Below are 22,526 nucleotides of genomic sequence, written 5' to 3'. Positions count from 1 at the left end.
GGTGCACGGCTGCGAAGTGCCGCTGCTGCCGATTTCCCACAACGGAGACAAGACATGGCCCTGCGGATTTCCCATCCTGCGCTGCGCGCGCTCGCGCTGTCCGCCACGCTGGCGATGGCCGGCCCACTGGCGACGGCCCAGGCCGCCAAGCCCGCCACCGGCAGCCTGACCATCGCCTTCGCGGCAGAGGCCACCACGCTGGACCCGGTCAAGTACTCGGCCGGCGTGGACACCTACTTCATCGGCCAGATCTTCGAGCAGTTGGTCAAACCCGACCCGAGCCAGAAGCGCGTGAATTGGCTGGCCGAGTCCTGGGAGGTCACGGAGGTGGGCGGCAAGCCCGTGCTCGACGTGAAGCTGCGCAAGGGCGTGAAGTTCCACAACGGCGATCCGCTGACCGCGCGCGATTTCGAGTTCTCGCAGAAGCGCCTGGCCGATCCGGCGCAATCGCGCTGGTCGCACCTGCAGGCCGCGGTCGAGCGTTTCGAGGTCGTGAACGACCTGCACTTCAAGATCCATTTCAAGGAAGGCGACGGCTCCTACATCGCCGACAACCTGCAACTCTGGGCCATGCCCAAGGCCTACTTCGAGAAGGTCGGTGAGGAAGGCTTCGCCAAGGCGCCGGTCGGCACCGGCCCCTGGAAGTTCGTCTCGCGCAGCGTCAAGGAGGAACTCAAGCTGGAGGCCTTCGACGACTACTGGCACAAGACCGCGCGCCCCACGGTCAAGAACCTCACCATCAAGATCATCCCCGAGGACCTCACGCGCGTGGCGGCCTTCAAGACCGGCGCGGTCGACTGGATCGACGCCGTGCCACCGGCCATGATCGCCGAGTTCAAGAAGATGCCCGGCGTGCAGACCAGCACCGTGGTCTCGGGCAACAACCTGTTCATCGACTTCGCCGAGCAGATCCCCAACTCGCCCTGGCGCGACGTGCGCGTGCGCCAGGCCGCGGCCCACGCCATTGACGTGGACGCCATCGTCAAGGCCGTGCTGTTCGGCCAGGGCGAGCGCTATGTGCAGGTCGGCAAGGGTGGTGCCGGCTACGACCCCAACCTCAAGCCCTATCCCTACGATCCACGCAAGGCCAGGGACCTGCTCACGCAGGCCGGCTTCCCGCGTGGCTTCGACACCAACTGCTACAACCTGACCACGCCGCGCGAGCCCAACGTCAAGGAGATGGGCGAGGCCATGTTCGCCTACCTGACGGCCGCGGGCATCCGCTGCAAGGTGCAGGGCCTGGAGTACGGCGCCTGGATCAACCTGGGCCGGCGCGGCCGCAACGGCCCGCCCGAGATGGACGGCGTCATCAGCTGGATGTGGGGCCAGGGCCTTCCGGGCGATCCGGGCACGGCCTGGGCCGGGCACCTGCACAGCTTCGTCGCGGGCAAGGGCTGGGGCAGCTACTCGTACGCCAGCGACCCGGAGCTCGACGCGATGGTCGAGGAAGCCAAGCGCACCATGGACCCAGCCCAGCGCGAGGCCGTGCTGCAGCGCCTGGCCAAGCTCAAGCACGAGCGCGTGCTGGGCGGCCTGCCGACCTACCGGCCGCTCGTGACCATGGCCTGGCGCGACAAGGTCGACTACACGCCCTGGCCCTGGCCCGGCTTCTGGCGCAATCTCCAACAGATCGGCCTGAAATGAGACCACCCCGTTTGGATGGCTCACTGCGTGTAGCCATCCCATCCCCCTCCAGGGGCGCCGCCAGCGGCCTGGCAGAGCCAGTTCCGCGGCCCCTCGAACCGCGGCTTGCGAGTCGCCTTCGTGCCCTGCGGCTGGCGCGCAGTGCCATGGATCGCTGAAGTGCTGCAATTCCTGTTGAGACGCGTCGGGCTGGGCCTCATCAGCATCGTCGGCGCGAGCGTGGTGATCTTCATCATTTCGCGCCTGTCGGGCGACCCCATCGTGCTGCTGCTGCCGGTGGATGCGCCGCCCGCCGTGATCGAGGCCATGCGCCGCAGCATGGGGCTGGACCAGCCGCTGTGGCGCCAGTACCTGCTGTTCGCCCAGCATGCGCTGCTCGGCGACTTCGGCAACTCCTACCGCTGGCAGACGCCGGCGCTGGCCCTGGTGCTGGAACGCCTGCCGGCCACCATCCAGCTGGCCTGCGCCGGGCTGCTGTTCAGCGTCGCGCTGGCCGTGCCGCTGGGCATCCTGTCGGCGGTGTACCGCGGCACCTGGCTGGACAGCTTCGGCAAGGGCTTCGCGATGCTGGGCCAGTCCATGCCGGGCTTCTGGGTCGGGCTGCTGCTGATCCTGGTGTTCTCGGTGCACCTGGGCTGGCTGCCGGCCTTCGGCCACGGCACGGCCGCGCACATCCTGATGCCGGCCATCGCGCTGGGCTGGTACCCGGTGGCGGCGCAGACGCGCATCGTGCGCTCGGCCATGCTGGACGTGCTGGACAGCGACTACATCCGCATGGGCCGCGCGCTCGGCACGCCGGAATGGCTGCTGGTCGCCAAGTACGCGTTCCGCAACGCCGCCATCCCGCTCGTGACCATGCTGGGCGTGTACTTCGCGGCCATGCTGGGCGGCGCCTTCGTGGTCGAGGTGGTGTTCGCCTGGCCGGGCCTGGGCCGCACCGTGGTCGAGGCCGTGTTCGCGCGCGACTTCCCGGTGGTGCAGGCCGGCGTGCTGTTCACCTCGGTGCTGTTCGTGGCGGCCAACCTGCTGGTCGACCTGAGCTACGGCGTCATCGACCCGAGGATCCGCCATGCAGGCTGACGTCACGCTGCAAGCCGCGCCGCTGGCGCCGCACGCACCGCGCGCCGGCTGGCTGCGCCGCCTGCGCGGCCGCGGCATCCCCTGGCTGTCGCTGGGCCTGCTGCTGTTGCTGGGCATCGCCGCCATCGGTGGCGAGGCGCTGGCGCCCTGGGATCCGAACGCGCTGGACCTGGCCAATGTCTTCAAGCCGCCGGCCTGGCATGCCGAGGGCAGCGCCGCGCACTGGCTCGGCACCGACAACCTGGGCCGCGACATCGCCAGCCGCATCATCGCGGGCGCCCGCGTGTCGGTGACGGTGGCGCTCTACGTGATCGTGCTGTCCGGCGGCATCGGCGCGCTGATCGGCCTGGTGGCCGGCTACTTCGGCGGCTGGGTCGATGCCGTGCTGATGCGCCTGGCCGACATCCAGATGTCCATCCCCTCGCTGGCGCTGGCCCTCGTCGTGGCCGTGGTGCTGGACCCGAGCTTCTCCACCGTGGTGGTGGTGATCGTGATCACCTACTGGACCTGGTACGCGCGCATCATCCGCAGCGAGGTGCTCTCGCTCAAGGAGCGCGACTACGTGGCGCTGGCGCGCGTCGCCGGTTGCAGCAACGCCACCATCCTGCGCCGCCACCTGCTGCCCAACGTGTCGAACACGCTGCTGGTGCTGGCCACGCTGCAGGTCGGCCAGGTCATCGTGTTCGAGGCCTCGCTGAGCTTCCTGGGCCTCGGAATCCAGCAGCCCGACGTGTCCTGGGGCCTGATGCTGGCCGACGCCCGCAACTACATGACCAACGCCTGGTGGCTCATCACGCTGCCCGGCTTGGCCATCATGCTGACCTGCCTGGCCTCCAACCTGGTGGGCGACTGGCTGCGCGACACGCTGGACCCGCGCAGGAAGCAACGCTGATGGATGCCCTCACCTCGCCCCAGGTCGCCACGCCCGCCGCGCCGGCCAAGCCGCCGCTGCTGCGCATCCGCAACCTGCAGACCCACATCGCCGTGCGCAACGGGACCGTGCGCGCCGTCGATGGCGTGAACCTGGACATCGCCGAACGCGAGACGCTGGGCGTGGTCGGCGAATCGGGTTCCGGCAAGACCATGACCGGCCTGTCCATCCTGAAGCTGCTGCCGCGCCCCGGGGGCCGCATCGCCGGCGGCAGCATCGAACTGGACGGCACCGACCTCGTCGGCGTGCCCGAGCGCGAGATGGCGCGCAGCTGGCGCGGCCGGCGCATCTCCATGGTCTCGCAGGACCCGCTGACCTCGCTGAATCCGGTCTATTCCATCGGCGACCAGGTCGGCGGCCCGTTCCGCTACCACGGGCTGGCCGCCTCGCGCGCCGAGGCCCGCAGCGCCGCCATCGACGTGCTGGGCCGCGTGCGCATTCCCTCGCCCGAGAAGCGGCTGGACGACTACCCGCACCAGTTCAGCGGCGGCATGCGCCAGCGCGTGGTAGCGGCCATGGCCATCGCCTGCCAACCGCGGCTGCTGATCGCCGACGAGCCGACCAGCGCGCTCGACGTGACCATCCAGGTGCAGATGATCGACCTGCTGCGCCGCATCCAGCAGGACACGGGCGTCGGCATCCTCATGATCACGCACGACATGGGCGTGGCCGCCTCCATGTGCGACCGCATCGCCGTGATGTACGCCGGCCGCGTGGTCGAGTCGGGCCCGGTGCGCCGCATCTACCACGCGCCGGCCCACCCCTACACGCAGGCGCTGCTGGCCTCGATCCCGCGGCTGGGGCAGAGCCGTGCGCGGCTGGATTCCATCGGCGGCCAGCCGCCCAGCCTGCTGGACCCGCCGCGCGGCTGCCGCTTCGCCGCGCGCTGCCCGCAACGCATGGCACGCTGCGGGGACGCGTACCCGCCGGAATTCGAAACCGCCAGCGGCCACCGTGCCGCCTGCTGGCTGCACGAGGGCGCACCCCATGCCTCCTGAAACGCTAGCGACGCCGCTGCTGGAAGTGCAGGGTCTGCAGAAGCACTTCAAGGTGCGGCACTCGCGCAACCCGGTCAAGGCCGTCGAGCATCTGAGCTTTGCCGTGCCCGCGGGCAGCACTTTCGCCATCGTCGGCGAGTCCGGCTGCGGCAAGACCACCTGCGCCAAGCTGATCCTGGGGCTGGAGCCACCCAGCGCCGGCAGCATCCGCTTCGACGGCCGCGACGTGGCCTCGCTGGCCGGGCCCGACAAACGCGCCTGGCGACGCCAGGTGCAGGCCGTGTTCCAGGACCCCTATGCCTCGCTGAACCCGCGCCTGCGCGTGGCGACCATCATCGCCGAGCCCATCCTGGCCAACGAGAAGCCCACGCGTGCCGAACTCGACCGGCGCATCGCCGAGCTGCTGGACGTGGTGGGCCTGCCAGCGGATGCAGCGCGGCGCTACCCGCATGAGTTCAGCGGCGGCCAGCGCCAGCGCGTGGCGATCGCGCGTGCGCTGGCTCTGCGGCCGCGCCTGCTGGTGCTGGACGAGCCGACCTCGGCGCTGGACGTGTCGATCCGCGCGCAGATCCTGAACCTGCTGTCGGACATCCAGCAGCAGTACGGCCTGACCTACCTGCTGATCGCGCACGACCTCGCGCTGGTCGAGCATTTCGCCGACGCGGTCGGCGTGATGTACCTGGGCGACATGGTCGAGCAGGGGCCGACCGCGCAGGTCTTCGGTGCACCGCGCCATCCCTACACCCGCGCGCTGCTGGCCTCGGTGCTGCGGCCCGACCCCGACGTGCCGCTGCCCGTGGGCATGATCCGCGGCGAGATCGGCAGCGCGCTGGCGCCGCCGCCGGGCTGCAAGTTCCATCCACGCTGCCCGCAGGCCATCGACACCTGCCGCAGCGACAAGCCCCAGCCGACGCCGTTCTCGGCGCTGCACTGGGCCGCCTGCCATGTCGAAGCCGCGCGCGCCACTGCCGCGCCCACCGCCGCCGTGCCTGCCGCACGCGCCGGCACCCCCTTGGAGCCCGCACTGCCATGACCGAAGACGACTACCTGCGCGACGTCGCGCAACTGCAGCAACGCCACTGGCCTGCCGACATCCCGCGCGAGGCGGTCTATCGCTTCGGCGAGCTGCCGATGACCGACTACCTGCGCCGCTGGGCCGCGCTGCAGCCCGACAAGCCGGCCTTCATCTACTACGGCGCCGAACTGAGCTACCGCGCGCTCGACCAGCAGAGCGACGCGCTGGCCGCGCTGCTGGCCCGCCACGGCGTGCGCCAGGGCGAGCGCGTGGCCGTGTTCCTGGGCAACTGCCCGCAGTTCGTCGTCGCCTTCTACGCCATCCTCAAGCTCGGCGCCGTGCACGTGCCCGTGAACCCCTTGTTCAAGGAGGCCGAGCTGGTGTATGAGCTGAACGACACGGGCGCCAAGGTCGCCATCGTGCAGGACCAACTGATGCCGCTGGTCCACGCCGTGCACGACCGCGCGCCGCTGGCCACGGTCTTCACGACCAGCTTCGCCGACGCATTGCCGGCCGAGCCGACCATCCCGGTCCCCGAATCGATCCGCCAGCCCAAGATCGAGTGCCCCGGCACCATCGACCTGTTGCGTGCGCTGGGCGAGGCGCAGGCCGAGGGGCTGGCCTGCCCACCCGTGCAGGTCGGCCTGGACGACGTGGCCGCGCTCAACTACACGGGCGGCACCACCGGCATGCCCAAGGGCTGCGTGCACACCCAGCGCAACATGCTCTACACCGCGGCCACCACCTGCACCGTGGGCTCGCCCGGTTCGCCGGACGACATCAGCATCAACTTCTTCCCGGTGTTCTGGATCGCGGGCGAGGACTTCGCGCTGCTGTTTCCGATCTTCAGCGGCGGCAGCTGCGTGCTGCTGGCGCGCTGGGACCCGGTGGGCTTCATGGCCGCCGTGCAGCGTTACAAGGTCAATGTGGCCGGCCTGCTCGTGGACAACGCGGTCGAGCTGCTCGAGCACCCGCAGGCCGCGCAGTACGAGCTGCGCTCGCTGCAGCGCGTGCGCGTGTCCTCCTTCGTCAAGAAGCTCAACATCGACTACCGGCGCCGCTGGCAGGCGCTGACCGGCACCGTCATGGCCGAGGCCGCCTGGGGCATGACCGAGACCCACACCTGCGACACCTTCACCACCGGCATGCAGGGCGAGGACTTCGACCTCAAGGCTCAGCCCGTGTTCGTGGGCCTGCCCATGCCGGGCACCGAGTTCAAGATCTGCGACTTCGACACCGGCGCGCTCAAACCGCTGGACGAGGAGGGCGAGATCTGCTGCCGCTCGCCCTCGTTGCTCAAGGGCTACTGGAACAAGCCCGAGGCCAGCGCCCAGGCGCTGCAGGGCAGCTGGCTGCACACGGGCGACATCGGCGTCATCGACGCCATGGGCTACCTGCACTTTCTGGGCCGGCGCAAGGAGATGCTCAAGGTCAAGGGCATGAGCGTGTTCCCGGCCGAGATCGAAGCGCTGCTGGGCCAGAACCCGGCCATTCTGGGCTCGGGCGTGGTCGGCCGGCCCGACGCCGAACGCGGCCAGGTGCCCGTGGCCTTCATCCGCGTGGACCCGGCGCGCCGTGCCGAGGTCGACGAGCAGCAACTGGTCGACTGGTGCCGCCGCAACATGGCCGGCTACAAGGTGCCCGAGATCCGTTTCGTCGACGCGCTGCCGATGACCGCCACCGGGAAAGTCAAGAAAGAAGAACTGGCCAAGCTGCTATGACATCGCCTTCTATCCTGATCGCCAACCGCGGCGAGATCGCCATCCGCATCGCACGCGCCTGCGCCGACCTGGGCCTGCGCAGCGTGGCCGTGCACCCGGCCGACGATGCGCGTTCGCTGCACGTGCTGCGCGCCGATGCGGCGCAGCTGCTGCCCGGCCGTGGCGCCGCCGCCTACCTGGACGTGGCGCAGATCGTCGCCGCGGCGCAGGCCACGGGCTGCGGCGCCGTGCATCCCGGCTACGGCTTCCTGAGCGAGAGCGACGCGCTGGCCGACGCCTGCACGGCCGCCGGCATGGTCTTCATCGGTCCCTCGGCCGAGGTGCTGCGCCTGTTCGGCGACAAGGCCCGCGCGCGCCGCGCCGCGGCCGAGCAGGATGTGCCCGTGCTGGCCGGCACCGCCGGCGCGGTGGACATCGCCGGCGCCCAGGCCTTCTTCGCATCGCTGAACGGCGGCGGCATGCTGCTCAAGGCCATCGCCGGCGGCGGCGGGCGCGGCATGCGCGTCGTGCAGCGGGCCGAGGACATCGCCGAGGCCCATGCCCGCGCCAGCGCCGAGGCGCTGTCTGCCTTCGGCCGCGGCGAGCTGTACTGCGAGGAATTGATCGCGGACGCGCGCCACATCGAGATCCAGGTGCTGGGCGACGGCAGCGGCGAGGTGACGCAGTTCGGCGAACGCGAATGCAGCCTGCAGCGGCGCCACCAGAAGATCGTCGAGATCGCGCCCAGTCCCACGCTGCCGGCCGCGCTGCGCGAACGCATCGCCGACGCCGCGCTGCGCATGGCGCGCGCTGCGAAGTACCGGGGCCTGGGAACCTTCGAGTTCCTGGTCGACCGCGGCCGCGCGGACCGCTTCGTCTTCATCGAGGCCAACCCGCGGCTGCAGGTCGAGCACACCGTCACCGAGGCCGTCTACGGCGTGGACCTGGTGCAGGCGCAGATCCGCGTGGCCCTGGGCGCGACGCTGGCCGAACTGGGCCTGCGCCAGGTCGACATCCCGGCGCCGCGCGGCCATGCGCTGCAGCTGCGCGTGAACATGGAGAGCATGCAGCCCGACGGCAGCGCTCTGCCGGCCGCCGGCCTGCTCACGGCCTACGAGCTGTCGTCCGGCCCCGGCGTGCGCGTGGACGGCTTCGGCTACGCCGGCTACCGCACCAGCAGCAACTACGACGCGCTGCTGGCCAAGCTCATCGTGCATGCGCCCGGCACCTATGCCGACGCGGTGGCGCGTGCGCGGCGCGCGCTGGCCGAGACCCGCATCGAAGGCGTGGCGACCAACCTGGGCTTCCTGGCCGCCACGCTGGCCCACCCCGAGGTGCTGGCCAATGCGGTTTCCACGCGCTGGCTCGATGCGCACATGGCCGAATTGCTGGCCAGCGAGGCCGCCGCACCGGCGGCCGCGGCCTTCTTCGACAGCGGCGCGGCCAGCGCCGCACCGGCCGCCGCCACGGCGGCACCGGCCGGCACCGTGGCCCTGGTCGCGCCCATGCAGGCCAGCGTGGTCGCCATCGACGTGCGCGCAGGCGATGCGGTGCGCCCGGGCCAGCAGGTGGCCGTGCTCGAAGCCATGAAGATGCAGCACGTGGTCACGGCCGAGCAGCACGGCACCGTGCGCGGCCTGGCCACGGCCGTGGGCGAGGTGCTGCTGCAGGGCCAGGCCATCGCCTTCGTCGAACCCGGCGAGGGCGAGGCCCTGGACGATGCGCGCGAGGAGCAGGTCGACCTGGACCGCATCCGCCCCGACCTCGCGGAGTCGGTCGAGCGCCACCGCCTGACGGCGGACGCGGCCCGGCCCGAGGCCGTGCGCAAGCGCCATGCCCAGGGCGGGCGCACCGCGCGCGAGAACATCGCCGATTTGGTCGACGCCGGCAGCTTCACCGAGTACGGCGCGCTGGCCTTCGCCGCGCAGCGCAGCCGCCACCCGGTCGAGCAACTGCAGCGCACGACGCCGGCCGACGGCCTGATCGGCGGGCTGGCCACCGTGAACGCGGCCGACTTCGGTGCCGAGCGCGCCCGCACCGTGGTCGTCTCCTATGACTACACGGTGCTGGCAGGTACGCAGGGCTCGTTCAACCACAAGAAGCAGGACCGGCTCTACAAGCTGGCCGCCGACATCGAGCGCCCGCTGGTGCTGTTCGCCGAGGGCGGCGGCGGGCGGCCCGGCGACACCGACAAGGCCTTGTTCAAGGTGGCCAGCCTCGACATCCCGACCTTCAAGGCCTTCGCCCACCTGTCGGGCCTGGTGCCCGTGGTCGGCGTGGTGCACGGCCGCTGCTTCGCGGGCAACGCGGCGCTGCTGGGCTGCTGCGACGTGATCATCTCCACACGCAGCGCCAACATCGGCATGGGCGGGCCGGCCATGATCGAGGGCGGCGGCCTGGGCGTCTACACGCCCGAGCAGATCGGCCCGGCCGACGTGCAGAGCGCCAACGGCGTGATCGACGTGCTGGTCGACGACGAGGCCGCGGCCACCGCGGCGGCGCGCCAGTACCTGGCGTACTTCCAGGGCCTGCTTTCGGCCTGGCAGTGCGCCGACCAGCGCGAACTGCGCCGCGCGATCCCCGAGAACCGGCTGCGCGTGTACGACGTGCGCAAGCTCATCGACCTGCTGGCCGACACCGGCTCTGTGCTGGAGCTGCGGCGCGGCTTCGGCCTGGCGATGGTCACGGCGCTGGTGCGCATCGAAGGCCGGCCGGTGGGCCTGATCGCCAACAACCCCATGCACCTGGGGGGCGCCATCGACGCCGATGCGGCCGACAAGGCCGCGCGCTTCATCCAGCTCTGCGATGCGCACGGCCTGCCCATCGTCTCGCTGTGCGACACGCCGGGCTTCATGGTCGGCCCCGAGGCCGAGAAGACGGCGCAGGTGCGGCGCGTGTCGCGCATGTTCGTGGGCACCGCCTCGCTGAGCGTGCCGCTGGTGATGGTGGTGCTGCGCAAGGGCTACGGCCTGGGCGCGCTGGCCATGGCCGGCGGCGACTTCCAGGACACGGTGTTCACGGTCTCCTGGCCCACGGGCGAGTTCGGCGGCATGGGCCTGGAGGGCGCGGTGCGTCTGGCATACCGCAAGGAGCTGGCGGCGATCGAAGACCCGCAGGCGCAGCAGGCCGAGTTCGAGCGGCGTGTGGCCCAGATGTACGAGCACGGCAAGGCGCTGAGCATGGCCTCGGTCGTGGAGATCGACGACGTGATCGACCCGGCCGACACGCGGCGCTGGATCACCAGCGGCCTGCAGTCGGCCGTGCGCGAGCGGCCCGCCCGCAGCGGGCGCCGGCGCACCCACATCGAGACCTGGTGAACCCATGACCGAAGAAGCCACCTACCTGGCCCATCTGGCCGCGCTGCACGCGAAGAACTGGCCGGCCGGTGTGCCGCGCGAGGTCTGCTACCCGCTGGGCCGGCGTCCGCTGTCCGAGTACCTGCGCGAGCGCGCGCGGCTGCAGCCGGACAAGCCCGTCATCGTCTTCTACGGCCGCGAACTCGGTTTCGGCGAACTCGACGCGCTGAGCGATCGCTTCGCCGCGCTGCTGGCCGCCCGCGGCGTGCAGCGCGGCGACCGGGTCGCGGTGTTCATGCCGAACTGCCCGCAGTTCCTGGTCGCGTTCTACGGCATCCTGAAGCTCGGTGCCGTGCATGTGCCCGTGAACCCGTTGTTCAAGGCCGAGGAGGTGTTCTACGAGCTGCGCGACAGCGGCGCCCAGGTGATGCTGGCGCTGGACCAGCTCATGGACGTGGCCCGCGCGGCGCGCGCGCAGGGCGCGCTGCGGCACCTGTTCGTGACCAGCTTCGCCGACATGCGGCCGGACCAACCCACGCTGCCACTGCCCGCAGCCGTGGCTGCCGCGCGCACCGATTGCCCCGACGCCGAGGACCTGTTGCCCGCGCTGGCCGCCACCGCACCCGTCGCGCTGCCCTCGCCGGGCCTGGACGACGTGGCCGCGCTCAACTACACGGGCGGCACCACCGGCCTGCCCAAGGGCTGCGTGCACACCCAGGCCGACATGCTCTACACCGCGGCCGCCACGCACAGCATCTCGGTCGACCTGCGCGAGGACGATGTGGGCATCGGCATCAACCCGGCGTTCTGGATCGCGGGCGAGAACGCGCTGCTGATCCAGCCCGTGTTCAGCGGTGTGACTGTGGTGATGCTGGCGCGCTGGGACCCGGTGGCCTGGATGGCGGCCGTGCAGCGCTACCGCGTGAGCTTCGCCGGCCTGGTGCTGGACTCGGCCGTGGAGGTCATGGAACACCCCGAGGTGGGGCGCTACGACCTGCGTTCGCTGCGCAGCATGCGCGTGTCCTCCTTCGTCAAGAAGCTGGGCCTGGGCTACCGCGAACGCTGGCGTGCGCTGACGGGCACCACCATGGTCGAGTCGGCCTGGGGCATGACCGAGACGCACACCAACGACAGCTTCACGCGCGGCATGCAGGCGGGCGACTTCGACCTGCATTCCCGGCCCATCTTCGTCGGGCTGCCGATGCCCGGCACCGAGTTCAAGGTCTGCGACTTCGACTCCGGCGCGCTGCTGCCGCTGGGCAGCGAGGGCGAACTGTGCTGCCGCACGCCCTCGCTGCTCAAGGGTTACTGGAACAAGCCCGAAGCCAACGCACAGACGCTGCGCAACGGCTGGCTGCACACGGGCGACATCGCCATGCTGGACGAGCAGGGCTACCTGCACTTCCTGGGCCGGCGCAAGGAGATGCTCAAGGTCAAGGGCATGAGCGTGTTCCCGGCCGAGGTCGAGGCGCTGCTGGGCATGCATCCGGCCGTGCTGGGCTCGGGCGTGGTCGGCCGCGCGGACGCGGACCGGGGCGAGGTGCCGGTGGCCTTCGTGCGGCTCGACCCGGCGCAGGCGGCGGGCCTCACGGCCGCGGCGCTGCAGGACTGGTGCCATGCGCGCATGGCCAGCTACAAGGTGCCCGAGATCCGGCTCGTGGAACGGCTCGTGACCAGCGCGACCGGCAAGGTGCTCAAGAACGAACTGACGGCGCTGCTGGCGCAGGAGCGCGGCGCGGCGCGCTGAGAGCGGACGTCCGTGCCGGCGCTACGGGTGTTGGACGGCCGCTGGCCATTGCGCACAATGGCCCGTTCCATCGGAGTCGTCCATGTCCGTTTCCCCCTATGCCCTGGCCGTGTGCATCGGCCGCTTCCAGCCCTTCCACCTGGGCCACCGCGCCGTGCTGCTGCAGGCCCTGGCGCAGGCGCGCCGCTGCCTGATGCTGCTGGGCTCGGCGCACCAGGCGCGCACGCCGGCCCAGCCCTGGACCTGGCAGGAGCGCGCCGAGATGCTGCGCCAGGCCCTGCCCGAGGAGCTGCGCGAGCGCGTGGAGGTGCAGCCGCTGCGCGACCACCACGACGAGCAGCGCTGGGCCGACAGCGTGCGCGCGCTGGTGGCCGCCGCCCTGCCCGAGGGCGGCCGCGTGCTGCTGGCCGGGCATTTCAAGGACGCCAGCAGCGCCTGGATCCGCGACTTTCCGCAATGGAAGCTCTGGGCCGTGCCGGGCTTCGGTGCCTACGACGCACGCACCGTGCGCGATGCGCTGCTCGGCGCCGGCCCCGGCGGCGCCCAGGCCGCGCTGCTGCGCATGGCGCCGCTGCTGCATGCCAACACGCAGGAGTTCCTGCGCGACTGGCTGGACCAGGGCCACCTGCCGGCGCTCACGGCCGAATGGCAGGCGTTGGCGCGCGGCCGCGCCGAGTGGGCCGGCTCACCCTATCCGCCGGTGTTCGTGACGGTGGATGCGGTGATCCGTTGCCAGGGCCGCGTGCTGCTGATCCGGCGCGGCCAGGCGCCGGGCCTGGGCCTGCTGGCCGTGCCGGGCGGCTTCCTGGAGCCGCGCGACACGGTCTACCAGTCGGCCGTGCGCGAGCTGGAGGAGGAGACCGGCCTGGCCATGCTGGAGCCCGCGCTGCGCCAGTGCCTGAAGGCCGTCACGGTGTTCGACCGGCCCGACCGCAGCCAGCGCGGCCGCGTGGTCACGCATGCGCACTATTTCGACCTGGGCGAGCGCGCGCTACCGGCCGTGCAGGCCGGCGACGATGCGCGCGATGCGCAGTGGGTGCCGATTGCCGAGCTGGCGGCGCTGGAGCCGCAGTTCCATGACGACCACTTCCAGATGCTGGACCACTTCCTGGGTGTGCTGCGGCCCTGAGTTCAGGCGCTGGGGCGGGTCTCGAAGCCGGCCGGCAGGCCGCCGTCGTCGCTGGCGGGCGTGGCCTGCACCGCGTCCACGCGCGCGGCTGGCGGGCCGCGCCGGCACCAGGCGAGCAGGGCTTGCAGGGTCTCGGGTGCGGCCTGCACCAGCGCTTCGACGCGGCCGTCGTGCCGATTGCGCACCCAGCCGCGCACGCCGAGCCGACGGGCCTGCTCCGCCATGCTGGCGCGGTAGGACACGCCCTGGACGCGCCCGCTGATCGACAGGTGCAGCGTCTGCACGCTCACTGGTGCACCCTTCGGCCTGCGGCCTGTAGTCCGCCTAAGCGGGCACGAGCTTGCTTGGGGCGGCCCGGCGCGGCGCTCACGCCGCCACCTGCTGCGCGGCTTCCCACGCCCGCGCAATCTCGGTGTCCGCATCGGCGCTGGGGGCGGCCTGCGCGCGCGGCTGCAGCCGTGTCTCGATCAGCGAGAGGTGCACGTGCATGGCCTTCATGGCGCGCGCGCCATCGCCTTGTGCGAGGGCGCGCACGATGTCCTCGTGCTCCTCGCAGGCACAGGTGGACGAGGCGGCCGGCTCGAAGAAGGCCACCAGCATGGCTGTGCGGCTGACCAGTTCCTGCAGCGCGCGCAGCACGAAGGGGCTGTCGGCAAAGCTGGCCAGCAACAGGTGGAATTCGCCGCTGAGCTGGATCGAGCGCGCGCGGTCCTGCGCGTGCAGGGCGGCGTGTTCGAGCTCGCCATGGGCCTGTAGCGCGGCCAGTTGCGCGGTCGACAGCCGCCCCGCGAGCCGGCCGACCAGGCCGCCTTCGACGATGCGGCGCGCTTCGTAGATCTCGCGCGCCTGCGCCAGCGTGGGGTTGGAGACGAAGCAGCCGCGGTTGGGGATCAGCTCCAGCAGCCGCTCGTGGCCGAGCCGGTGCAACACCTTGCGCACGCGCTCGCGCGAGACGCCGAAGATCTGCGCGAGGCGGGTCTCGATGAGCTGTGTGCCCGGCGCCAGGCGGCCGGCCAGCAGGGTCTGCGCCAAGGTTGCGTGGATGGCCTGTTCCTGGGGGTGCATCCAGCGAATGTAGCGCAGCCCCTCAAGCGGCCGGCGCGTGCGCGATCCAGTGCCGCGCGATCTGCGCGCGCGTGGCGATCCAGGCGCCGCCGCGTTCGCGCAGGTGCGCCAGGATCTGCTCGAGCGCCTTCATGCGTGCGGGCCGGCCGATCATGCGCAGGTGCAGGCCGATGGACAGCATGCGCGGTGCGCGCGCACCTTCCCTGGCGAGCCAGTCGAAGGCGTCGCAGCAGTACTCGGCGAACTGGCCGGCCGTGGCGAAGCGCTGGGTGTGCTGGAACTGCATGTCGTTGGTGTCGAAGGCATAGGGCAGCACCAGGTGCCGCCGCCCGGCCACGGGCACGAAGTAGGGCAGGTCGTCGTTGTAGGCGTCGCTGTCGTAGAGGAAACCGCGCTCGGCCAGCAGCGCGCGCGTGGCCGGCGTGCAGGCCGAGCGCGTGTGCCAGCCCAGCGGGCGCTGGCCGCAGACGGCCTCGAAGGTGCGGATGCAGGCGTCCATGTCGGCCGCCTCGCGTTCGGGCGCCATGCCGGCATGGCTCTCCCAGCGCCAGCCATGGGCCGACAGCTCGTGGCCGCGCGCCACCGCGTCCTGCGCGAGCCAGGGGCTGCGCTCCACGGCGCGGCCGCAGGCGCTGACCGTCATCGGCGCGTCCCAGCGCGCGAAGGTGTCGGCGATGCGCCACCAGGCCGCGCGCGTGCCGTACTCGAAGTGGCTGTCGATGCAGGGGTCCCAGCCCGTGCGCGGGTCGATCACCTCGTAGACCGACTCGTTGCGCGCATCGCCGTCGGCGACCGAGAACTCGGCACCCTCCTCGAAGTTCAGCACGAAGGACACCGCGACGCGGGCCTGGTGGGGCCAGGCCACGGCGGGCGGGCGGTTGGCGTAACCCGCCAGATCGCGTTGGATCATTGCTCTGCCTTGATGTTGCGTTCCTTCACGACCTTGGCCCAGCGCGTGAACTCGGCGTCCAGGTAGTCGTTGGATTCCTTGAGCGTCATGCTGGCCACCTCGCCGCCCGTGCCCTCGACGCGGGCGCGGAAGTCGGGGGCCTGGGCCATGGCGCGCAGCGCGGCGTTGAGCTTCTCCAGGATGGGAGTGGGCGTCCTGGCCGGTGCCAGCAGCATGTACCAGGACACGAATTCGTAGCCGGGCAGGCCGGCCTCGGCCACCGTGGGCACGTCGGGCAACTGCGGCGAGCGCTTGGCGCTGGTGATCGCCACGCCGTTGAGCTTGCCGCTTTTCACGAGCGGCAGCGAGGAGGTGATGATGTCCACCGACAGCGTCACGCGGTCGGCCATCACGTCCTGCAGGGCCGGTGCCGCACCCTTGTAGGGGACGTGCAGCATGTGGACGCCCGACATGGATTCCAGCAGCGCCGCGCCCACGTGGCTGGTGGTGCCCACGCCCGAGGACGCGTACTGCATGGCATCGGGCTGGGCCTTGGCCAGCGCGAGGAGGTCCTGCAGGGTCTTGCCCTTGAGCGCCGGGCCGGTCACGACCACGCTCGGGACCTTGGCGACCACGCCCACCGGCACCAGATCGGCGCGCGTGTCGTAGGGCAGCTTGCTGTACATGAACGGGTTGACCGCATGGCCGATGGTCACCATCAGCAAGGTGCTGCCGTCGGCCGGCGCCTTGGCCGCCACGTCGGTGCCGATCACGCCGCCGGCACCGGCGCGGTTGTCGATGACCACGGCCTGCTTGCCGCCCCAGGCTTCGCCCAGCTTTTGCCCGACCAGGCGGGCATAGACATCGGCTGCGCCGCCGGGTGGGAAGGGAACGACGATCTTGACCGGTCGGTCGGGGTAGGCGGCGACGTCCTGGGCCGCGGCAGGTGCCATCGGCGCCAATGCGGTGCACAGGGTGGCCAGGGCGGCCAGCAGGTGCCGGCGGGAAAGGTGGGGCAGCAGGTCCATGCGGAACTCCAGCGAAGGCGGGGACATGGCGCGCCATGGCTGGTGCACCGGCTTTGTGCACTTTTCGTTAAAAATTGTGCACATTACGGAGGGGAGCACGTTCCGTGCCGCCGGCCGCCGACGCGCGAAGACCGGCCTTTCCGACATGCGGGTGCCCATGCGCTGCCGAGGATCACCATTGATGTCATCTGCTGCCCCCACCCCTGCTGCTGCCGACGTGCCCCCAGGCCTGGTCTATGTCCATGACGGCCTTCCCGGCATCACGCGCCGGCGCAGCGGCAAGGGCTTCAGCTACCGGCGGCCCGACGGCACGCCGCTGGCCGACCGCGCGTCGCTGCAGCGCATCCGCGCGCTGGCCATTCCGCCGGCCTATACGCAGGTCTGGATCTGCACACGGGCCAATGGCCACCTGCAGGCCACCGGGCGCGACGCGCGCGGCCGCAAGCAGTACCGCTACCACGCCGACTGGCATCTCGCGCAGGACGCGGGAAAGTACGCGCGGCTGCAGGAATTCGCCAGCGTGCTGCCGCGCATCCGCGCCGCCGTGCGGCGCGACCTTGCGCTGCCCGGGCCGCTGCAGCGCGACTGCGTGCTGGCGACCGTGGTGCGGCTGCTGGACACCACGCTCGCGCGCGTGGGCAACGGTGTCTATGCGCGCGAGAACGGTTCCTACGGCCTGACCACGCTGCGCGCGCGCCATGCCCAGGTGCGCGGCAGCGCCGTGCGGCTGCGCTTCAAGGGCAAGAGCGGCGTGGAGCACGCCGTGGCGCTGGACGATGCGCGCGTCGCCCGCGTGGTGCGGCGCTGCCAGGAATTGCCGGGCCAGGAGCTGTTCCAGTACCTGGACGATGCGGGCGAGCGCCACGTCATCGACTCCGACGGCGTGAACGCCTATCTGCGCAGCGCCAGCGGTGGCGACTTCACGGCCAAGGATTTCCGCACCTGGCATGCCAGCGTGCATGCCCTGGCGCTCGCGCGCGCCCGGCCCTGCACGCCGGGCAGCTCGGTGGCGGCCCGTCGCATGGCCGCCAAGGCGGTGCTGGCCGAGGTGGCGGCGCGGCTGGGCAACACCGTGGCCGTGTGCCGCAAGGCCTATGTGCACCCGGCCGTACTGGCACTGCTGCTGCAGGACGCAGCGGCACCGCCCTGTCTGGAGGCACCGCCGCGGCGCAAGGCCGGCCTCACGGCGGCCGAATGCCGGTTGCTGGGCTTCCTGGAGGCGCTGGCTTAGGCCGCTTGCACGTGGCGCGCGAAGTTGCGCAGCACGCGCGCGGCGGCCGGTGTGTCGGCGACGCCGGCCGCCAGTGCGGCCGGGTCATGCCCTTCCTCGCGCAGCTCGGGGCCGAGCCGCTCGACATAGGCGCGCATGGCCTGGGCGCTGAATTCGGGGTGGAACTGCACGCCCCAGGCCGCCGGCCCGACGCGGAAAGCCTGGTTCGGCTCGAAGGCATTGGCCGCCAGCCGCACCGCCCCGTCGGGCAACTGCTGCACCGATTGGCGGTGCACGACCTGGGCCGCGAACACCGGCGGCAGGTCGCCCAGCACCGGATCGTCGCTGGCGGCCGGCTGCAACTGCACGGACACCGTGCCGACCTCGATGCCGCCCGGGTGGTAGCCGACCTCGCCGCCCAGGCTGTGCGCCAGCAGCTGGTGGCCGTAGCAGATGCCCAGCACCGGCAGACCGGCCTGCACGGCGCCGCGCAGCCAGGTGGCGGCCGCCTCGCTCCAGGGTTCGCGCTCGCTCACCATGGCGTGCGAGCCGGTGATGACCACCCCGGCCAGGGCCTGCGGCGGCGGCAGGTCGCCGTGGCGCGCGTCGACCACGCGGATGGCGAGCCCGGGTGCATCCAGGCCGGCACGGATCCAGTCGTCGAAATCACCCAGCGTCTGGGCCAGGGCGGGAAAGGTGGCACCGGCCTTGAGAATCAGGAGAGGGGAGGGCATGGGAAGCGGTCTGCGAAGCGGCCGCTACTGTACGTCCTGGCGCCCCCTACACTCGTCCGATGCAGATCTACAAGGTGGGCGGCGCCGTGCGCGATGCGCTGATGGGCTTGCCCGTGCACGACCACGACTGGGTGGTGGTGGGCGCCTCGCCGCAGCAGATGCTGGACGCCGGCTACCTGCCCGTGGGCAAGGACTTTCCGGTGTTCCTGCATCCCCAGACGCGCGAGGAGTATGCGCTGGCCCGCACCGAGCGCAAGACCGCGCGGGGTTACCACGGCTTCGCCTTCCATGCCGCGCCAGACGTCACGCTGGAGCAGGACCTCGCGCGCCGCGACCTCACCATCAACGCCATGGCCCAGCCGGCCGACGCGCAGGGGCTGGACGGCCTGGTCGACCCCTTCGGCGGCGCGGCCGACCTGCGGGGCCGGGTGCTGCGCCATGTCTCGGACGCCTTCCGCGAAGACCCGGTGCGCATCCTGCGGCTGGCGCGCTTCGCGGCCCGCTTCGCCGATTTCACGGTGGCGCCGGCCACCCAGGCGCTGATGCGCGAGATGGTGGCGGATGGCGAGGTCGATGCGCTGGTGGCCGAGCGGGTCTGGCAGGAGCTCGCGCGCGGCCTCATGGAGCGCCGGCCCTCGCGCATGTTCGAGGTGCTGCGCGCAAGCGGTGCGCTGGCCCGCCTGCTGCCCGAGGTCGACGCGCTCTGGGGCGTGCCGCAGCGCGCCGAGCACCACCCCGAGGTCGACACCGGCGTGCACCTGATGCTCGTGCTGGACATGGCGGCCGCGCTGGCCGCCCCGCTGCCCGTGCGTTTCGCCTGCCTGTGCCATGACCTGGGCAAGGCCACCACGCCGGCCGATCTGTTGCCGCGCCACCACGGCCATGAGCAGCGCAGCGCCCAATTGCTGCGGCGCCTGGCCGAACGACTGCGCGTTCCGACCGAATGCCGCGATCTGGCCGACGTGGTCGCGCGCGAGCACGGCAATATCCACCGCAGCGCTGAATTGGGCGCGGCTGCCGTGATGCGGCTACTGGAGCGTTGCGACGCGATTCGCAAGCCCGCGCGATTCGAGCAAGCCCTGCTGGCCTGTGAATGCGACGCGCGTGGCCGGGCTGGCCTGGAAAGCCGCCCTTATCCGCAGCGGGAGCGCCTGCGGCAATGCATGCAATCGGTTCTGGCGGTGGCGACCGACAGAATCTCCAGCGAGGCCCTGGCCGAGGGGCGCAAGGGGCCGGAAATCGGCGCCCGAATCCAGAAGGCGCGCTTGGCGGCTCTGGAAGAATATCTGGCGCGGGCCTGAGGCGGCCCGCCGAGCCATTATCGCGGCCGGGCGCAAAGGCTTGCGCCTCGGCCCGATGGTGATCAGTTGATCAGGTACTCTTCGCGGTTCTTGCCTTCGATCCACTTCGGCGGCTTGCCGCGGCCGGTCCAGGTGGCGCCGGTGCTCTTGTCGCGGTACTTGGGCGCGACCTTCTGGCCGGCGGTGCTGCTTTTGCCGCTCTTGCGGCCAAAGACGTCGTCGGGCGTCAATGCGAATTCGGCGACCAGGGCGCGCACCTTGTCGATCGCGGCCTGATTTTCACGCTGCCTGGCTTCCTCGATCTGCTTTTCGAGGCTTTCGCGCTGCTGCAGCAGTTCCTTGTAGGTGGTCATCGTTTTCCGTCCATGAATCCTGCCGAACTATTGGCAGGCGGGCGGATTATAGAGATAAATCCATTCGCTGCAGAAACTGAATTTCTCGGCCTGATGTTGGGGATTATGCGTACGCTGCCCCGCCTCAGTCGGGCGCTAGGGCCAGCGCCGCATAATCTCCTACACGGTCCTGCAATCCAGCCGGTGCCAGGATTACCCCTTGCGTGAGTGCCGGAAAATGCGCCTGGACTTCGGCCTGCAATCGGGGAAGCAAATACGCGCGGTGGTGCCAGAACACGCTGCCGCCCAGGCTGATGCATTGCAGGTCCAGCGTGGCGACGAGGTTGTAGAGCATGCGGCCCAATATGCGGCACAGGCCGTCCACCGTGTCCTGCGCGGCCGCGTCGCCTGCGCTGGCGCGACCCAGCCAATGGGCGGCGTCCTGGCCGAAGCGGCGTGCGATGGCGTTGCCGGCCACCAGGGATTCCACGTCGCCGCGGTTGCCGCAGCCGCACAGGGCTTCCCGGTCGTCGATGACGAAGCTGTGGCCGGCATGGCCGGCATTGCCGTTCTTGCCGCGCAGCACGCGGCCGTCCACGCACAGGCCCACGCCGATGCCGGTGCTCCAGGTCACGTAGGCGCAGTCGTCCACGCCTTGCAGCGCGCCCCAGCGGCGCTCGGCCTCCAGCGCGGCGACGCAGTCGTTCTCCACGCGCAGGCGGGCGAAGCGCGCGGCCAGCGGCGCCTCCACGGGCACGCTCATCCAGTCGTTGGGCAGGCCGCGCGCGGGGCCGGCCAGGCCGCCGCAGATGTTGGGCGTGGCCAGTTCGATGCGGCCCCCCTGCTTGACGAAGGGCCCGGCCGAGGACACGCCGGCCGACTGCACCTGGGCCGGGTCCACGCCGGCCGCGGCGCAGGCCGCGTCGACGAGGCGCAGGATCTGCGCGGACAGCGCCAGCGGCGTGCCGGTCTTGGCCGTGGGTTCGCTCTGGCGCGCGAGGATCTCGGGCCGGTCGCCGGCGGGCGCCAGGCCCACGGCCACCTTGGTGCCGCCGATGTCGATGCAGGCTTTCATGGGCAGGTCTTGTCTCAAAGAATCTTGGAAATCAGGCTGACGACGGTGCTCAGCAGGATGGTGCTGGTCAGCGGCACGAACCATTCGCGCCCGAACAGTCGGAAGCGCAGATCGCCCGGAAGTTTCCCGAAACCCAGCTTGGCCAGGAAGGGTTGCAGCCAGCTGATCAGCATCAGCGCGAGAAAGACGACGAGTAGCCAGCGCAGCATGGATCGGTCCTACAGCGTGTGGCTGCGGTCGCCGCGGGCGAAGCCCGGCGCGTCCCAGGGCTCCACGCCCCTGGCCAGGGCCAGCACCTTGAACAGTTCGCCCATCTCGTGCTCGGCGATCAGGCGGTGCGCCATCGCGCGCTGCGGGATGGGGGCCGCCTCCATCAGCGCGGGCAGGCCGCAGTTGACCAGGAAACGGGCCTGGCTGGTGTAGCCCAGCACGTCCCAGTCGGCGTCCTGCGCGGCCACGGCGATGCCCGTGAAGTCCACGTGCGCGGTGATGTCCTTGGCGCCCAGGCCGGTCAGCGGGTCGGCGTCGGCGCGGTGGGCCTGGTGGCACATCAGCGTGCCGGCGCTGCGCTGCGGGTGGTAGTACTCGGCTTCGGGAAAACCGTAGTCGATCAGCAGCGCCGCGCCGCGGCGCACATGGCCGGCCAGCGTGCGCACGAAGGCCTGGCCCTGCGGGTGGATCTCGGTCAGGTAGTCGTGCGTGCCGGGGATCTCGACGGACGGGCGCAGGGCCGTGGGGCGGTCCTGCCAGGCCAGCGCACCGCCTTGCAGCACCACGCCACGCTCGTGCCAAACGCCTGCCACGCGGTGCAGCAGCTGCACGGGCATGGCGTCCAGCACCTCGTTGCCGACCAGCACGCCGTCGATCTGCGCGGGCAGGGCGTCGGCCCAGTGCAGTTGGTCGGCATGCGCGGCCAGCCGCGCTTGCTGGCGCGCGCGCAGCTCGGCCGACAGGTCGACGATGGTGTAGCGGCGCACGCGGTCGCCCAGGTGTGCCAGCAACTGGGTCGCCAGCGCGCCGGTGCCGGCGCCGAACTCCCACACCTCGTCGGTGCCGGTGCGCTCCAGCATGTCGGCGACCTGCACGGCCAGGGCCTGGCCGAACAGCGGCGAGAGTTCGGGCGCGGTCACGAAGTCGCTGCCGCCTTCGGGCATGGCGCCGAACTTGCGGCCGGCATTGGCGTAGTAGCCCAGGCCGGGCGCGTACAGCGCCAGCGCCATGAAGCGGTCGAAGGGCAGCCAGCCGCCGGCTTGGTCGATGGCTTGGGCGATGTGGGCCCGCAATGCGGGGCTTCCCTCCCGCGCGGAGGGGCTTCCATTAGGATGCGCGGTCTCGTTTTCGTGCACCCGTGG

The 22,526-nt window shown here is 71.2% G+C and carries 20 protein-coding genes; 11 read left to right on the top strand and 9 right to left on the bottom strand.

Going from position 1 to position 22,526, the window contains the following annotated elements; all coding sequences use genetic code 11:
- Positions 1-54: 54 nt before the first annotated feature.
- The 9 genes from ACSQ4M_RS00530 to ACSQ4M_RS00490 all read left to right on the top strand — a co-directional run bounded on the left by ACSQ4M_RS00530 (position 55) and on the right by ACSQ4M_RS00490 (position 13,540).
- On the top strand, positions 55-1,644 hold the full coding sequence (locus ACSQ4M_RS00530) for an ABC transporter substrate-binding protein (RefSeq protein WP_436187729.1): 1,590 nt from the start codon (positions 55-57) through the stop codon (positions 1,642-1,644).
- Between the two features lie 159 nt (positions 1,645-1,803).
- On the top strand, positions 1,804-2,724 hold the full coding sequence (locus ACSQ4M_RS00525; protein ID WP_436187728.1) for an ABC transporter permease: 921 nt from the start codon (positions 1,804-1,806) through the stop codon (positions 2,722-2,724).
- Positions 2,714-3,616 carry an ABC transporter permease gene (locus ACSQ4M_RS00520; protein WP_436187727.1) on the top strand — a complete coding sequence of 301 codons (903 nt, stop codon included), beginning with the start codon at positions 2,714-2,716 and terminating at the stop codon, positions 3,614-3,616. The genes ACSQ4M_RS00525 and ACSQ4M_RS00520 overlap by 11 nt, the downstream gene beginning before the upstream one ends.
- Positions 3,616-4,653, top strand: coding sequence for an ABC transporter ATP-binding protein (locus ACSQ4M_RS00515; protein WP_436187726.1), 1,038 nt, complete (start codon positions 3,616-3,618; stop codon positions 4,651-4,653). The genes ACSQ4M_RS00520 and ACSQ4M_RS00515 overlap by 1 nt, the downstream gene beginning before the upstream one ends.
- The gene (locus tag ACSQ4M_RS00510) at positions 4,643-5,686 is read left to right on the top strand and encodes an ABC transporter ATP-binding protein (protein WP_436187725.1); all 1,044 of its coding nucleotides are present in this window, start codon (positions 4,643-4,645) and stop codon (positions 5,684-5,686) included. The genes ACSQ4M_RS00515 and ACSQ4M_RS00510 overlap by 11 nt, the downstream gene beginning before the upstream one ends.
- Entirely contained in the window at positions 5,683-7,389 is a 1,707-nt protein-coding gene (locus tag ACSQ4M_RS00505) for an AMP-binding protein (RefSeq protein ID WP_436187724.1), read from the top strand. Before ACSQ4M_RS00510 ends, ACSQ4M_RS00505 begins: the two co-directional genes overlap by 4 nt.
- On the top strand, positions 7,386-10,685 hold the full coding sequence (locus tag ACSQ4M_RS00500) for a carboxyl transferase domain-containing protein (protein ID WP_436187723.1): 3,300 nt from the start codon (positions 7,386-7,388) through the stop codon (positions 10,683-10,685). The genes ACSQ4M_RS00505 and ACSQ4M_RS00500 overlap by 4 nt, the downstream gene beginning before the upstream one ends.
- Positions 10,686-10,689: 4 nt before the next feature.
- Entirely contained in the window at positions 10,690-12,411 is a 1,722-nt protein-coding gene (locus ACSQ4M_RS00495; RefSeq protein WP_436187722.1) for an AMP-binding protein, read from the top strand.
- An 82-nt stretch (positions 12,412-12,493) separates the two neighbouring features.
- Positions 12,494-13,540, top strand: a complete 1,047-nt coding sequence (locus tag ACSQ4M_RS00490; protein WP_436187721.1) for an NUDIX domain-containing protein — start codon at positions 12,494-12,496, stop codon at positions 13,538-13,540.
- A gap of 2 nt (positions 13,541-13,542) precedes the next feature.
- Here ACSQ4M_RS00490 and ACSQ4M_RS00485 read toward each other — a convergent pair whose 3' ends face one another.
- The 4 genes from ACSQ4M_RS00485 to ACSQ4M_RS00470 all read right to left on the bottom strand — a co-directional run bounded on the left by ACSQ4M_RS00485 (position 13,543) and on the right by ACSQ4M_RS00470 (position 16,522).
- The gene (locus tag ACSQ4M_RS00485) at positions 13,543-13,830 is read right to left on the bottom strand and encodes an acylphosphatase (RefSeq protein WP_436187720.1); all 288 of its coding nucleotides are present in this window, start codon (positions 13,828-13,830) and stop codon (positions 13,543-13,545) included.
- 76 nt (positions 13,831-13,906) lie between these two features.
- On the bottom strand, positions 13,907-14,605 hold the full coding sequence (locus tag ACSQ4M_RS00480; protein WP_436187719.1) for a GntR family transcriptional regulator: 699 nt from the start codon (positions 14,603-14,605) through the stop codon (positions 13,907-13,909).
- Positions 14,606-14,627: 22 nt separating this feature from the next.
- On the bottom strand, positions 14,628-15,515 hold the full coding sequence (locus ACSQ4M_RS00475; protein WP_436187718.1) for a polysaccharide deacetylase family protein: 888 nt from the start codon (positions 15,513-15,515) through the stop codon (positions 14,628-14,630).
- A complete protein-coding gene (locus ACSQ4M_RS00470) occupies positions 15,512-16,522 on the bottom strand; it encodes a tripartite tricarboxylate transporter substrate binding protein (protein ID WP_436187717.1) in 1,011 nt (336 codons plus the stop codon). The genes ACSQ4M_RS00475 and ACSQ4M_RS00470 overlap by 4 nt, the downstream gene beginning before the upstream one ends.
- Positions 16,523-16,703: 181 nt before the next feature.
- On the opposite strand from ACSQ4M_RS00470, the gene ACSQ4M_RS00465 reads away from it, so the two are divergent.
- Positions 16,704-17,753, top strand: coding sequence for a DNA topoisomerase IB (locus tag ACSQ4M_RS00465; RefSeq protein WP_436187716.1), 1,050 nt, complete (start codon positions 16,704-16,706; stop codon positions 17,751-17,753).
- On the opposite strand, the gene ACSQ4M_RS00460 is transcribed toward ACSQ4M_RS00465, so the two are convergent.
- Positions 17,750-18,466, bottom strand: coding sequence for a glutamine amidotransferase (locus tag ACSQ4M_RS00460; RefSeq protein WP_436187715.1), 717 nt, complete (start codon positions 18,464-18,466; stop codon positions 17,750-17,752). The genes ACSQ4M_RS00465 and ACSQ4M_RS00460 overlap by 4 nt on opposite strands.
- Before the next feature lie 59 nt (positions 18,467-18,525).
- Between ACSQ4M_RS00460 and ACSQ4M_RS00455 the strand changes: the two genes are divergently transcribed.
- Positions 18,526-19,767 carry a multifunctional CCA addition/repair protein gene (locus ACSQ4M_RS00455; RefSeq protein WP_436187714.1) on the top strand — a complete coding sequence of 414 codons (1,242 nt, stop codon included), beginning with the start codon at positions 18,526-18,528 and terminating at the stop codon, positions 19,765-19,767.
- A 62-nt stretch (positions 19,768-19,829) separates the two neighbouring features.
- Here ACSQ4M_RS00455 and ACSQ4M_RS00450 read toward each other — a convergent pair whose 3' ends face one another.
- The 4 genes from ACSQ4M_RS00450 to ACSQ4M_RS00435 all read right to left on the bottom strand — a co-directional run bounded on the left by ACSQ4M_RS00450 (position 19,830) and on the right by ACSQ4M_RS00435 (position 22,520).
- Positions 19,830-20,120, bottom strand: coding sequence for an H-NS histone family protein (locus ACSQ4M_RS00450; RefSeq protein ID WP_056663951.1), 291 nt, complete (start codon positions 20,118-20,120; stop codon positions 19,830-19,832).
- A 124-nt stretch (positions 20,121-20,244) separates the two neighbouring features.
- Positions 20,245-21,174: an ROK family protein gene (locus ACSQ4M_RS00445; protein WP_436187713.1), complete on the bottom strand. Its 930-nt coding sequence runs from the start codon at positions 21,172-21,174 to the stop codon at positions 20,245-20,247.
- Between the two features lie 14 nt (positions 21,175-21,188).
- The gene (locus tag ACSQ4M_RS00440; protein WP_436187712.1) at positions 21,189-21,383 is read right to left on the bottom strand and encodes a DUF2905 domain-containing protein; all 195 of its coding nucleotides are present in this window, start codon (positions 21,381-21,383) and stop codon (positions 21,189-21,191) included.
- Positions 21,384-21,392: 9 nt separating this feature from the next.
- Positions 21,393-22,520: a class I SAM-dependent methyltransferase gene (locus tag ACSQ4M_RS00435; protein WP_436187711.1), complete on the bottom strand. Its 1,128-nt coding sequence runs from the start codon at positions 22,518-22,520 to the stop codon at positions 21,393-21,395.
- Positions 22,521-22,526: the final 6 nt, after the last annotated feature.

Origin of the sequence: Pseudorhodoferax sp. LjRoot39 (assembly GCF_964253035.1) — a bacterium.
Lineage (GTDB): Bacteria > Pseudomonadota > Gammaproteobacteria > Burkholderiales > Burkholderiaceae_C > Pseudorhodoferax.
The sequence above is the reverse complement of the archived record's forward strand: the minus strand, read 5'-3'. Positions and strand labels throughout refer to the sequence as shown.

What these genes read in the sequence shown, in the direction of transcription:
- ACSQ4M_RS00455 (WP_436187714.1), top strand. Translation starts at nt 18,526, where the DNA reads ATGCAGATCTACAAGGTGGGCGGCGCCGTGCGCGATGCGCTGATGGGC.
- ACSQ4M_RS00515 (WP_436187726.1), top strand. Translation starts at nt 3,616, where the DNA reads ATGGATGCCCTCACCTCGCCCCAGGTCGCCACGCCCGCCGCGCCGGCC.
- ACSQ4M_RS00450 (WP_056663951.1), bottom strand. Translation starts at nt 20,120, where the DNA reads ATGACCACCTACAAGGAACTGCTGCAGCAGCGCGAAAGCCTCGAAAAG.
- ACSQ4M_RS00460 (WP_436187715.1), bottom strand. Translation starts at nt 18,466, where the DNA reads ATGCCCTCCCCTCTCCTGATTCTCAAGGCCGGTGCCACCTTTCCCGCC.
- ACSQ4M_RS00510 (WP_436187725.1), top strand. Translation starts at nt 4,643, where the DNA reads ATGCCTCCTGAAACGCTAGCGACGCCGCTGCTGGAAGTGCAGGGTCTG.
- ACSQ4M_RS00465 (WP_436187716.1), top strand. Translation starts at nt 16,704, where the DNA reads ATGTCATCTGCTGCCCCCACCCCTGCTGCTGCCGACGTGCCCCCAGGC.
- ACSQ4M_RS00495 (WP_436187722.1), top strand. Translation starts at nt 10,690, where the DNA reads ATGACCGAAGAAGCCACCTACCTGGCCCATCTGGCCGCGCTGCACGCG.
- ACSQ4M_RS00490 (WP_436187721.1), top strand. Translation starts at nt 12,494, where the DNA reads ATGTCCGTTTCCCCCTATGCCCTGGCCGTGTGCATCGGCCGCTTCCAG.
- ACSQ4M_RS00440 (WP_436187712.1), bottom strand. Translation starts at nt 21,383, where the DNA reads ATGCTGCGCTGGCTACTCGTCGTCTTTCTCGCGCTGATGCTGATCAGC.
- ACSQ4M_RS00530 (WP_436187729.1), top strand. Translation starts at nt 55, where the DNA reads ATGGCCCTGCGGATTTCCCATCCTGCGCTGCGCGCGCTCGCGCTGTCC.
- ACSQ4M_RS00475 (WP_436187718.1), bottom strand. Translation starts at nt 15,515, where the DNA reads ATGATCCAACGCGATCTGGCGGGTTACGCCAACCGCCCGCCCGCCGTG.
- ACSQ4M_RS00480 (WP_436187719.1), bottom strand. Translation starts at nt 14,605, where the DNA reads ATGCACCCCCAGGAACAGGCCATCCACGCAACCTTGGCGCAGACCCTG.
- ACSQ4M_RS00500 (WP_436187723.1), top strand. Translation starts at nt 7,386, where the DNA reads ATGACATCGCCTTCTATCCTGATCGCCAACCGCGGCGAGATCGCCATC.
- ACSQ4M_RS00470 (WP_436187717.1), bottom strand. Translation starts at nt 16,522, where the DNA reads ATGGACCTGCTGCCCCACCTTTCCCGCCGGCACCTGCTGGCCGCCCTG.
- ACSQ4M_RS00505 (WP_436187724.1), top strand. Translation starts at nt 5,683, where the DNA reads ATGACCGAAGACGACTACCTGCGCGACGTCGCGCAACTGCAGCAACGC.
- ACSQ4M_RS00520 (WP_436187727.1), top strand. Translation starts at nt 2,714, where the DNA reads ATGCAGGCTGACGTCACGCTGCAAGCCGCGCCGCTGGCGCCGCACGCA.
- ACSQ4M_RS00445 (WP_436187713.1), bottom strand. Translation starts at nt 21,174, where the DNA reads ATGAAAGCCTGCATCGACATCGGCGGCACCAAGGTGGCCGTGGGCCTG.